Source organism: Moellerella wisconsensis ATCC 35017, assembly GCF_001294465.1.
Classification (GTDB): Bacteria; Pseudomonadota; Gammaproteobacteria; order Enterobacterales; family Enterobacteriaceae; genus Moellerella; species Moellerella wisconsensis.
On record NZ_LGAA01000018.1, the window covers coordinates 158,035 to 171,108 of the forward strand.

Below are 13,074 nucleotides of genomic sequence, written 5' to 3' on the forward strand. Positions count from 1 at the left end.
TAGGGTGCCTGAGTCATCACCAGCATAGCTGGTGTATTCAGATCACTAAAGTACAGCCTAATTTCAACTATGATCGTATTTCAACTATGATCTAGCATGGTATTTTCTATCGTCATCAGTGGCAAGGTGAGGGTAATACATACTCCACCCAATTCTGAAGGCGAGGCGCTAATGGTGCCGTTATGTGCTTCGACGATGTTAAAGCAAATGGCTAATCCTAGTCCTGATCCTCCGCTGGCACGGTTGCGTGAAGATTCGGCCCGATAAAAACGCTCAAAAATTTTATCACATTGCTCGACACTTAAACCGGGGGCGCTGTCTTCCCAGCGTAAAATAAATTGTTGGTGATTAATTTCACCTTGCAGCCGCAATTGCCCTCCATTGTGGGTATAACGCAAACTGTTTTCTAATAAATTATAGAATAACTGGGTAATACGATCGGGATCAGCCATCACATTAACTTGTTCTGGTAAGGCTATCTCGAGAGTTAAAGGCTTCTCCGCCAATCGTCTCTGTGCATGGCCGAGTGCAACAGTAATCACTGGTGTTAGATTAATCAATTGTTTACGGTAGGCAAGGGAGCCACGATCGGATAATGATAATAGATGTAAATCATTGACCAGCTTGATTAATGTTTCCGTTTCGGCGAGTAATGAATTTAATGTTTCTGGTGTCGCTTGGCGAATACCATCTTGTACCGCCTCAAGTTCACCGCGCAGTACAGATAGTGGGGTACGCAGTTCATGAGAAATATCAGCCATATAATCACGCCGCGTTTGCTCGTTTTTTTCCAGCGTTGAGGCTAAATGATTAAAGTTTTGCGCTAATTTAGCCAGTTCGTCAGGGCCTGAATCAGGCACTCGGGTAGAAAAATCACCGGCAGCTAATTTTTGGGTTCCTTGCAATAAACGTTTAATCGGCTGTAAAAAGCCGCGTGCTAGAAAATACGTGGCAATTAAGGCCACTAACAGTGAAATTCCTGCCACTATCCAACTGGTATAGAGTTGCTGAGCATCAAAACGCAAGTCGATTTCTCGGGTTAATCGATTCGTTGAACTAGCGGCAACCCAACCAATAATTTTGCCATTATTTAGCTTAATTGGCTCACGTATTGCATCGGGAGGAATAGGTGTTTTACGCCCGTAAAGCGGTTTACTGCGCTTATCTAATACCCAGAATTGCATCGGCATAGGTTGAGGTGGCGCATTTCTAGGCGCCATTCCAGACATATGCTTATGCCCATTCATTGGGCCATGTTGTCGGCTGTTTTGGAGGTCATTGCTGGCATGCTGTCCTTGTTCGATAGAACGTAATATACGGAAAAAAGCCCGTTCATCTTTCATTAAAAATTGCCAGCTACCCACCTCTTGATATTGTTCCGCCAAGGCGTCAGCGATAAGTTTGGTACGCTGTTGGTTATCGGTTTTAATATAGCCGATAAATCCAGATTGAAAGCTCGAACGGACACCAAAGTGCATGATAATAACCAGTAAAATACAGGTGGCAAAGATAGCCAGAAATAAACGCGTTCTTAAACTGGTTAATCGGAGCTGAGTTAATCCTAATCGGCGTTTCATAGTCACTCCGTTAATGATGAGCGCGTACGACGCTGCTGCATTTTTTGACGTAACTGATCGAAATATAAATAGACAACCGGTGTGGTAAATAGGGTTAATATTTGTCCCATAATTAGCCCACCGACAATAGTTATTCCTAGCGGTTGACGCAGTTCTGCGCCATCACCCGAGCCAAGCGCTAAAGGAAGTGCACCAAAAATAGCCGCTAATGTAGTCATTAAAATAGGCCGAAACCGCAGTAAACTGGCTTTAAATATGGCTTTGCGAGCAGTTAATCCACCAACACGTTGTGCCTGAATAGCGAAATCCACCATAATAATGGCATTTTTTTTCACTATCCCTATTAACAACATCACCCCAATGAGTGCAATTAGACTAAAGGGGGTATTAAACAGCTCTAAAGCCAGTAAAGCCCCAACCCCCGCGGAGGGGAGCGTTGATAAGATGGTTAATGGATGAATATAGCTTTCATATAAGATCCCGAGAACTAAATACACCGTAACTATGGCGGCAAGAATTAATAATAGCTGAGATTTTAAGGTATCCTGAAAAACTTGAGCCGTTCCGGCAAACGAGCCACGTACAGAAGAGGGGACGCCTAGTTCAGTCATGGTTTTTTCAATGGCATTAATCGCCTCATCTAAGGTGGCGTTTTCGGCTAGGTTAAATGAAATAGTTGAAGCAGCTGAGAGCCCCTGATGATTAACACTTAGGGGCGCATTTGATGGCTGCCAACGGGCAAAATAGGATAATGGAATGGCTTGTCCTTGCCCATTTATTACAAACATTTTATCTAATGAACTGACATCCTGAGTATATTCAGGCGCTACCTCCATGACCACTTTATACTGATTCATGGCTTCATAAATGGTTGAAATTTGTCGTTGACCAAAGGCATTATTCAGCAAATTATTGGCTTCTCGCACATCGATACCCAATTGAGCCATTAAATCTCTGTCATAGGTTAGCGCCATTTCTGCGCCTTTATCTTCTTTATCAGAGTTAACATCAGCTAGTTGCGGTAAGGTCGCCAACGCTTTGCGTACGGCCGGTTCCCACTCGCGTAATTCATTTAAGTCATCAGCTAACAGAGTAAACTGATAACTAGCCATTGCCTCACGGCCACCGACACGTACATCTTGCACCGGCATCAGAAATAAATTTGCTCCTGGTTCGTTAGCCAGTTTGACGCGTAGACGATTAATTACTTGTGTCGCGCTTTCACTGCGTTCGTCTAGTGATTTCAAGGAGATAAACATAAAGCCACTGTTTATACGACTCCCACCAGTGAATCCTGTTACATTATCAATCGCCGGATCGGCTTTAATTTGCTGGATAAAGCGTGACATTTTTTCTTTCATCGATTGGAACGAAATACTTTGATCAGCACGGACAAAGCCCATTAGTCGGCCCGTGTCTTGCTCAGGAAAGAAGGTTTTTGGTACGCTGATATACAAATATACATTTAGGCCGATAGTGGCTAACAGCAATGCCAATATGGTGCGTCGATGGGATAATGCCCAGTCTAACGTGACAGCGTAACCTTGTTGTATTTTGAACAAGACTTTGCCAGCACCTCTGATTTTCTTCGCTTTATTTTTATTCGGTGCCTTGAGTAAATAGGCACACATCATTGGCGTTAGGGTTAATGATATCAGCAATGAAATCGAGATAGCGGTGGTTAGAGTAATGGCGAACTCTTTAAATAAGCGGCCGACTAATCCATCCATCAATAACAGGGGAATAAATACGGCGACCAACGAGATACTCATCGAAACCACGGTAAAGCCGACTTCAGTTACCCCTTTAACGGCAGCCTGAAAGGGCTTTAAACCATTTTCCAAATGGCGCGAAATGTTTTCCAATACCACGATAGCATCGTCGACCACAAAACCCGTGGCAACAGTGAGCGCCATTAAAGATAGATTATTGAGGCTAAAACCGCACAAATACATAGCGGTAAAAGTCCCAATCAATGAAACAGGAACAGCGATAGCCGGAATTAAGGTGGCTCGGCCAGAACGCAGGAAAATCAGGACGACCAAAATAACTAAGGCGATGGCAATTACAAGCGCACGTTCTACTTCAACCAGTGATGCTTTAATCGTCGGCGTTCTATCTTGTGCTACAATTAGTTCAATACTCGCTGGGATCATGCTGCGTAATTCGGGAAGTTCCTCGCGGATACGCTCTACCGTTTCAATAATATTGGCTCCAGCATCACGGCGAATAATCATTAATATCGCCGGAGATCCGTCGGACATTCCAGCCGCGCGCACATCTTGGACAGAATCACGAACCGTAGCGACATCGCTGAGTTTTACCGCATTTCCCGCGCTGTAATGAACAATTATTGGTTGATAATCAGCTGCTTTCTTAAGCTCATCATTGGTTTGGATCTGCCAGCGTACATTATCATTAGTTAATTGCCCCTGTGGTTGACGGACATTGGCGCTACTAATTGCTTGGCGTACCGCATCGAGTGAAATACCTTGATTAAACAATGCTGTTGGATTGAGCTCTACTCGTACTGCTGGGAGTGATCCTCCGCCGACGGTGACTTCACTCACTCCTTCAATTTGTGCGATTTTTTGTGCCAGCTTTGTCGATGCAATATCATACATTTCACCGCTATTGACCGTTTTTGAGCTCAAAGTTAAGATCATAATCGGTGCATCAGACGGATTAGATTTGTAATAACGTGGCCGACTTGGCATGCCACTGGGTAGCATGCTTTGTGCTGCATTCAACGCCGCTTGGACTTCACGCGCAGCAGTATTGATATCTTTAGTTAAATCAAATTCTAAGGTAATACGTGTACTGCCTAGTGAGCTGCTGGAGGTCATTTCATTGATCCCCGCAATCCGGCCTAGAGAACGCTCTAACGGAGTGGCTATCGACGAAGCCATCGTTTCAGGAGAAGCACCCGGCATCGAGGCTGAAACGTTTATGACCGGGTAATCCACTTGGGGTAAAGGTGAAACCGGTAAAAATGATAAGCTAAGTAAGCCACATAACGTAATCGCAACGCTGATCAGTAGGGTAGCAACCGGCCGCCGAATAAATAGGGCAAAAAAGGCTTCCATCATTTACTCCTGCGTTATCTGGGATGAATGACCGGATTTAATCCAACGCGATAAACGATCAAACAGTAGATAAATGACTGGAGTGGTGAACAGAGTCAGTACTTGGCTTAAAATTAAGCCGCCTACCATACAAATCCCCAGCGGTTGACGCAGTTCAGCACCGACGCCGGTGCTAAGCATCAGCGGTAATGCGCCTAATAACGCGGCCATGGTGGTCATTAATATCGGGCGGAAACGCAATAAGCAAGCTTGATAAATGGCTTCATAAGGTGTCATACCTTGTTCTCGCTCAGCGGCCAAGGCAAAGTCAATCATCATAATGGCATTTTTCTTTACGATACCAATCAACAAGATAATCCCTATTACCGCGATCATATTTATCTCGCTTCCGGCAATCATCAAGGCTAATAGCGCGCCAACTCCGGCTGTTGGTAAGGTAGATAAAATGGTGATCGGGTGAATGAAACTCTCGTATAAGATACCCAGCACGATATACATGGCAACAATTGCCGCGATAATCAGCCAGACGGTACTGGTCAATGCTGCCTCAAACGCTAACGTAGAGCCTTGGAATTGAGTTGTAATATCTTTAGGTAATTGAATAGCTTGCTCTGCTGCTTTCACTGCATTGACGGCTTCGCCTAGTGATGCACCTTCAGCAACATTGAATGAGAAGCTCACAGACGGGAATTGATCAAGATGATTAATTGATAGTAAGCCTTCGCCTTCTTCGATATTGACCAAGGTTTTTAGCGGAACCATTGCGCCATCCGACCCTTTAAGACGTAGATTATCAAATGCAGATAGTCCCTCTCGACTTTGTGCATTGTTTTCTAATATCACCCGGTACTGGTTCGACTGGGTATAAATAGTCGAGACCATCCGCTGACCAAAGGCATTGTAAAGAGCGTTGTCAATCGCTGACATAGTTATTCCAAAGCGGCTTGCGGTATCGCGGTCAACACGCAAAAATGCCACCAGGCCTTTATCTTGCCAATCGCTACTGATATCAGTAAGTGCTGATTGTTGTTGTAATTCATTCAACAACTTAGGAACCCACAAACTTAAATCTTCGAGCGATGAGGCTTGCAAAGTAAATTGATATTGAGTCCGTGACACTTGGGTATCAATAGTTAAATCTTGCAGCGGTTGCAGATAAAGGTTAATGCCGGGAATGCTCTCTGCGGCTTTTTGCATACGAGGAATGATAACATCCACTCGATCTGGGCGCTGATCGAGCGGTTTTAAGGTGATTTGTAAGCGTCCATTATTTAAGGTCGGATTAGAGCCATCAACACCGACATAAGAGGTTATGTTATCTACCGCGGGATCTTTTAACAATAACTGGGTCACTTCACGTTGTTTATCCGCCATCGCAGAGAAAGATATTGATTGGCGAGTTTCAACCGACCCCTGAATGATGCCATTATCTTGTAATGGGAAAAAGCCTTTTGGGATCCACAAATAGAGCAAAATAGTGAGAGCCAACATACTTAATGCGACAGCCAATGTTAGCCATTGGTGATTTAAAACCCGCTTTAAACCAATGGCATAGCTGGCAATCATACGATTGATAAATTTTTCACAGGCGATTTCGAATCTATTGTGCCGATGCTCTGATTCTGGTTTTAACAATCGAGCGCACATCATTGGGGTTAGGGTAAGGGAAACCACGGCTGAAATTAAAATAGCTACCGCTAAAGTAATCGCAAATTCACGGAATAAACGTCCAACGATATCCCCCATAAATAATAATGGAATGAGTACTGCGATCAGTGAAAAGGTAAGCGAAATAATAGTAAAACCAATTTCTCCGGCGCCTTTTAATGCCGCTGTCATGGGTTTATCACCTTGCTCAAGATAGCGCGAAATGTTTTCAATCACTACAATCGCATCGTCGACCACAAAGCCGGCGGCAATAGTCAGCGCCATTAAAGTAAGATTATTAATTGAAAATCCACAGAAATACATCACCGCAAAAGTACCGATAAGCGATAATGGCACCGCTATTCCAGGGATCAAAGTAGCAATTCCATTGCGTAGAAACAGATAAATTACCATTACCACTAAAGCGACTGCTAGCATTAACTCAAATTGCACGTCGTCGACGGATTCGCGAATAGTACTGGTTCTGTCGGTTAATATTTCAACATTGACTGATTTGGGTAAACTCTTGACCAATTCGGGCAGTAAATCTCGGATGGCATCGGTAGTTTCAATGACGTTAGCGCCCGGTTGTCGCTGGACGTTAATAACTATTGCTCGCTCATTATTTGCCCATGCGCCTAATAAATCATTTTCAGCACCTTGTTCAATAGTGGCCACATCGGCTAAGCGGACGGGAGCACCATTTTGGAATGCTACGATCAGTCGGCGATAATCGTCCACTGATTTCATTTGGTCATTGGCTGATAAGGTGACTGAACGGGTTGGGCCATCAAAACTACCTTTTGCTGAATTGACATTGGCGTTATTGATAGCGCTGCGTATAGTCTCGCTGTCTAATCCTTTGGCGGCTAAGGATTGTGGGTTAAGGCCGACTCGGATAGCGGGGCGTTGTCCTCCCGCTAAAGTGACGAGCCCGACACCATTGACTTGAGATATTTTTTGCGCAACTCGGGTTTCGACCATATCTTGAACGTCGGTCATTGCAACGGCATCAGAAGTTACCGCGAGGGTCAAAATCGGCGGATCGGCGGGATTAACCTTACTATAAATTGGTGGGTAAGGGAGATCGGCGGGGAGTAAATTAGTCGCCGCATTAATCGCGGCTTGAACTTCTTGCTCCGCGACATCAATGGGCAACGCTAATTGGAACATCAGGGTGATCACCGAAGCGCCGCCTGAACTTTGCGACGCCATCTGTTTTAGTCCTGACATTTGACCAAATTGACGTTCAAGCGGTGCCGTAATAGCCGAGGTCATCACCTCAGGGCTAGCGCCCGGATAGAGTGTAACAATTTGAATAGTCGGATAATCGACCTCAGGTAAGGCGGAGACCGGTAAAAAACGATAGCCAATAATCCCTGCTAATAAGATAGCCACCATAAATAGTGTCGTGGCCACTGGGCGTAAAATAAATATGCGCGAAGGACCGCCGGCACGTTTCAGAGTGTCTGGCTGCATTATTGTTTCTCCGCTGACGGGGTTTTAGTGGTTTTTGTCACTTTTTGCGCATTCGCCGTGACGACTTCAACTTGTGCGCCTTCTGTTAATCGATCGACACCATCGGTCACTACTTTATCGCCTGCACTAAGACCACTTTCAATCACTACGCGCTGATTATCCTGCAAGCCAACTGTCACCACGTGCTTACTAACACGATTATCCGCATTTAATATCCAGACATAATGACCTTCATTGCCCATTTGTAAGGCGGCATTAGGGATCACAATCGCATGTTGTAATGTTTCAATTTGCATTTTTATATTCACAAACTGATTGGGAAATAAGCGCTGCTGTTCATTGGTAAAACGCGCTTTCATTTTTAACGTTCCCGTCGCTGGGTCAATTTGATTATCGATACTGAGTAAATGTCCGCTGGCGATTAGCGCGATATTATTGCGATCCCAAGCTTCGACCAAGACCTGATTATTCCCTGGCTGTTGTGCGCGTTGAACGGCAGGAATATCGCCTTCTGGCAGTGAAAAGACCACATCGGCAGGATTAGTTTGGGTGATCACTACTAACGGAGTACTGGTGCCACTGCTAATAAAGTTGCCAACATCCACCAGTTTTAAGCCCACACGGCCAGAAATGGGAGCGATAATTTTACTGTAGGTTAATTGCAGTTTAGCGTTATCAACCGCTGCTTGATCAACTTTAATACTGCCTTCTGCTTGTAGCACTAACGATTTTTGGTTATCTAGCTCTTGTTTAGAAATAACATTGCTGCCTGCTAATGTTTGAAAGCGAGCCAGATCTAAACGAGCATTAGCTAATAGCGCTTTATCTTTAGCAAGTTGGCCTTCGGCTTGTGCTAGCTGAACTTGAAACGGTCGTGGGTCGATTTCGGCAAGCAAATCGCCGGCATTAACTTGCTGTCCTTCGACAAAATGCAAAGACATTAATTGACCTTCTACTCGACTAGTCACGGTTACAGTATTGGCGGCTTGTACAGTCCCTAATCCTGAAAGATAGCGCGGTACCACTTGCTCAACTGTTTCAGCAACTTGCACTGGCGGCAAAGGAAAACGTCGTGTTGGCGCGGCATTTTTATTGCTTTTTTTAGCGGCGGGTTCACTGATTGTATCGTGGGTGGCCGAGTAAAAATATCCGCCAGTACCGATGATAGCGATAATGGCAACAACAACGGCTGAGCGCATCAAAAGAGTCGAACGATTATTTTTAGTCATTTTTATTCACTTTCGCTTAATTCAGGATAAATCAGTGGTGTTATACCGTCCAAAATAGACGGACTAGAATGTTCAAAATTCCGTTTGTTCAGTTGGATTTAATGAAAAATATCAACAACATTGGATAGGCTAATAGTTTAGCGTTAATTATCCAGCGAAAAATGGAGGAATTATGAAGATACTGTCAATAACCGTATAAAATCAGAGGGAAACAGTAGCATATAATAGAGAAATAAATAATCGATTCAGTTTATATTATTTTTGTATGAATAATTGAGATGTAATCAGAGGCCGATCATGGCGAAGGAATCGCGTATACCGGCAATGCTACCGGCATACGCGAGAGGAAAATTACTGCTTAGTGTTGTGCTTGTGCGGACTGCGTGGATACAGTCTGTTCCGGAGCATCGGTCACTTTATTAGCACTCCATCCTTTATAAGCTAATGGTAAAAAGGCAACTAAAATCGCTAAAATTGAGACGCTTGCGACATAATATGCCGGTGCCATATGTGATTGTTGCAACCATGCGCCAGTTAAAATTGGGGTTAGTCCTCCAAAAATAGCATAAGCAATATTATAGGCGAATGATAACCCTGAAAAACGGATCGCTGGTGGAAAGGCACGAGCACTGATTATTGGGGTTGTTGCAATTGCCCCTACAAAAAAGCCCATCAATCCATAATTAAATGCCAAAGTAGTCGCGCCAATCTCAGAAGATAATTGAGCATAAAAATAAACTGAAGTTATTGCTAAGCCCCCCCATGCTAATAACATAGAGCAACGAGTCCCTGTTTTATCGCCTAACCAACCCCAGAAAATACAGCCTATAGTTAGCATTAATGTTGCGACACAGTTAGCTTGTAATGCGGTATTACGATCAATTTTATATACCCCTTGCAGTACAACATCAGGGGTCATTAATATGGTGACGACAATCGCAGTTGATAATGACCAAGTTAATGCAGCGGTGATCAAGCAAGCTTGTTTATGCGATTTTAATACCGTCTTGACGGGTAATTCTTGAGATAATGCTTTTTTAGCCGCAAGCTCTTTGAATATAGGTGTTTCTTCAAGAAAACGGCGTAAATATACTGACAAGAAACCAAAAATACCGCCTAAAATAAAGGGAATACGCCAAGCAAAATCATGAACTTGCTGTGCGCTATAATTACGCTCAATCATAATGGCGACAATAGAACCTAATAAAATCCCGCCGGTGATCCCCGAGGTTAAGGTACCAATACCTAACCCATAACGCTGTTTTGGCGTATGTTCGGCAATAAATACCCATGCTCCCGGCATTTCGCCCCCGATGGCCGCACCTTGCATAATACGCATTAACAGCAGTAATAATGGTGCTGCGGCACCAATGGTCTCATAGGTTGGTAAAAATCCGATAATCAATGTCGGGAAAGCCATCAAAAAGATGCTTAAAGTAAACATGCGCTTGCGACCAACTTTATCGCCAAAATGCGCCATAATTATTCCGCCTAATGGGCGGGCTAGATAACCAGCAGCAAATAAACCGAGTGTTGCCATTAAGGCTAGAAATTCGTTATTCCCCGGGAAAAACAGTTGAGAAATGATTTTTGCGTAAAAAACAAAAATAACGAAATCATAAAATTCCAATGTACCGCCCAAAGAAGATAAACCTAAAGTTTTATAATCTTGGCGGGTTAATGGCCTTGCCGACGGTTGTCCATTAGTGGTTTGTGTTGTCATGTTGCTATCCTTTATATATTCTATTTTTTATCCCTGATACTTTATATTGCCCAGAATAGCAGAAGCTGTTTTTACGGGGTATTGCATCATTGGTTATCTGTGGTTAAACATAAATTGACGTTAATAGTAGGCTGGTATAGAGGATCATATTCTCTACGGCCTGTTATTAATTTCTATTACTTACTTAATTTTACTGCCTGAGCGTTAGCACTCTTTATGGGCTATTGGTTTAGCTATCGGCCTGGCTATTAGCAAATAAAGAGAATTTATTTTGCTAATTTATTTTTGTCTGGTGAATGTTATAACAAAGTACATAAGTAATTTATAGCAGAAAGTTTCAGTTTTTGTAAACAGTAAAGCTAAAAACAGGTGTTAAGTTCTTCTTATTTGGAGGTGGTTGGCTTGATATTTTGGTGTGGGCTAACATGGTACAATATAGTTTTATGAATGGTATAAAAACAGAATATTGTAATATTAATAGACGTCATTATTTGATTAATCTATTTTTTAGATTAAATTATGGGATAAAACGAAGAATAAATAAACCGAAGCATAAATAAATCTATAGATAGAACCATGTATTTAGAATGTATTTTGAAGTGATGGAGTCTAATGGACTTTTATTTATTTAGGCTATTTATTAACTCATGATCAAAAATCAAAAATCAAAAATCAAAAATCAAAAATCAAAAATCAAAAAATAGAGAATAGCAGTAAATAGAAAATAAAAAGAGACCATAAAAAAAGCATGTCAGTGTCACAGACATGCTTTTTATACTGGCAGATGTTAATAATAATCAACGGCAATACTGATTAGCGTTGATTATTATTTATTATAATGATTAGAGACGCATTAGACTAAGAAAATAGTGGCTAATCCTAAGAAGATAAAGAAACCACCAGTATCGGTAATCGCTGTAATCATTACGCTCGAACCAATGGCTGGATCTTTACCAAATTTAATCATTAGCATTGGGATTAATACGCCCATGATAGCGGCCATGAGTAAGTTGAGGATCATCGCGAGGGTCATTACGCCACCCATCGCCATATCTCCATACAATAGATAGGTGACGACCCCCATCATTCCGCCCCAGACAATGCCGTTAATAAAGGCGACGCCAAGCTCTCTGACAAACAAGAACGAGAAGCTCCCGGTCTGAATTTGGTGTAAAGCAATAGCTCGTACAATCATGGTAATGGTTTGGTTACCCGTATTCCCGCCGATACCGGCGACAATGGGCATCAATGTTGCCAATGCGACTAGCTGGGAAATAGTATCTTCGAACACCCCAATAACGCGTGAAGCTACAAAGGCGGTACATAAGTTGATAGCCAGCCAAGTCCAACGCGTTTTAACTGCTTGTCCTACCGGAGCAAAGACGTCTTCTTCACGGCTTAACCCCCCCATGCGGCGGATACTGGTGTCGTTTTCTTCGTGCATATTATCGACGATATCTTCGACGGTGAGTCGTCCCATCATCAAGCCATTGGCATCAACCACGGCTGCGGAGATTAAGTCATAACGTTCGAACGCACCTGCCGCATCTTCACCTTTTTCATCGGGCATGAAGGTAACAGTATCGGTTTTCATGACGTCGGCGACAATTTTTTCGGGCGATTGAGTCAAAATAGTGGTTAACGGCAATTCACCGGTGAGATGATTCTGGTTATCGACCACAAAAATCTTATCGGTGGCTTCGGGCATTTTACCGCGTTGACGTAAATAACGTTGCACGGTTTTTAGCGTGACGGAAGGCCTTACGGTGATGAATTCGAAATCCATCATTTGACCAACACTGTCTTTCGGATATTGCAGTACTTCGCGGATCCGGCTACGTAGGCTTGGCTCTAAATAAGTTAGCAGGCGACGCATAGTATCGCGAGGTAAGTGCTCGGCAATATAGGCTTGCTCATCGATATGCAAAGTGGCGACTGCGCGTAAAAGCTCGCGGTCGGTCATATCTTTGATTAGGCTATCCCATACAGAAACCGAGGCTTCTACCAATACTTCACCGCGTTCACTGTTATCGACCAGATGCCAAAGTGCTAAACGTTCATCATACGGTAACATCTCCAAAATATCAGCGATATCGGCAGTATGCAGGTCTTTTAGCAGCTCTTTTACCGCGGCAATTTTTTCTTTTAGTACTTTGTCATCTGTACGGACGTGAGGGTCAGTTTCTAATAGGCTATGTACAAACTCTTCATCATCCAGAAAAAGAGTTAAAATTTGCTGACGAATATGCGCCAGTTTTTGTGAATGCGGATTCATAGTGGGTGCCGCATCAATTGAAAAAGCAGGTTGAGACATTTTAATCCTTAAAACATAA

The 13,074-nt window shown here is 43.2% G+C and carries 6 protein-coding genes; all 6 read right to left on the reverse strand.

The window, feature by feature from the left end:
• Positions 1-80: 80 nt before the first annotated feature.
• The 6 genes from baeS to mgtE all read right to left on the reverse strand — a co-directional run bounded on the left by baeS (position 81) and on the right by mgtE (position 13,055).
• Complete coding sequence (gene baeS / locus M992_RS08845) at positions 81-1,577, reverse strand: envelope stress sensor histidine kinase BaeS (RefSeq protein WP_053908198.1); 1,497 nt, start codon at positions 1,575-1,577, stop codon at positions 81-83.
• 2 nt (positions 1,578-1,579) lie between these two features.
• Positions 1,580-4,663 (reverse strand): multidrug efflux RND transporter permease subunit MdtC, encoded by a 3,084-nt coding sequence (gene mdtC / locus M992_RS08850; protein ID WP_053908530.1) that lies wholly within the window; start codon positions 4,661-4,663, stop codon positions 1,580-1,582.
• A gap of 3 nt (positions 4,664-4,666) precedes the next feature.
• Positions 4,667-7,789 carry an MdtB/MuxB family multidrug efflux RND transporter permease subunit gene (locus M992_RS08855; protein WP_047257050.1) on the reverse strand — a complete coding sequence of 1,041 codons (3,123 nt, stop codon included), beginning with the start codon at positions 7,787-7,789 and terminating at the stop codon, positions 4,667-4,669.
• Positions 7,789-9,018: an MdtA/MuxA family multidrug efflux RND transporter periplasmic adaptor subunit gene (locus M992_RS08860; RefSeq protein WP_053908199.1), complete on the reverse strand. Its 1,230-nt coding sequence runs from the start codon at positions 9,016-9,018 to the stop codon at positions 7,789-7,791. The genes M992_RS08855 and M992_RS08860 overlap by 1 nt, the downstream gene beginning before the upstream one ends.
• Before the next feature lie 358 nt (positions 9,019-9,376).
• Positions 9,377-10,741 (reverse strand): MFS transporter, encoded by a 1,365-nt coding sequence (locus tag M992_RS08865; RefSeq protein WP_053908200.1) that lies wholly within the window; start codon positions 10,739-10,741, stop codon positions 9,377-9,379.
• Positions 10,742-11,594: 853 nt separating this feature from the next.
• Positions 11,595-13,055 carry a magnesium transporter gene (gene mgtE, locus M992_RS08870; protein ID WP_047257053.1) on the reverse strand — a complete coding sequence of 487 codons (1,461 nt, stop codon included), beginning with the start codon at positions 13,053-13,055 and terminating at the stop codon, positions 11,595-11,597.
• Positions 13,056-13,074 lie beyond the last annotated feature (19 nt).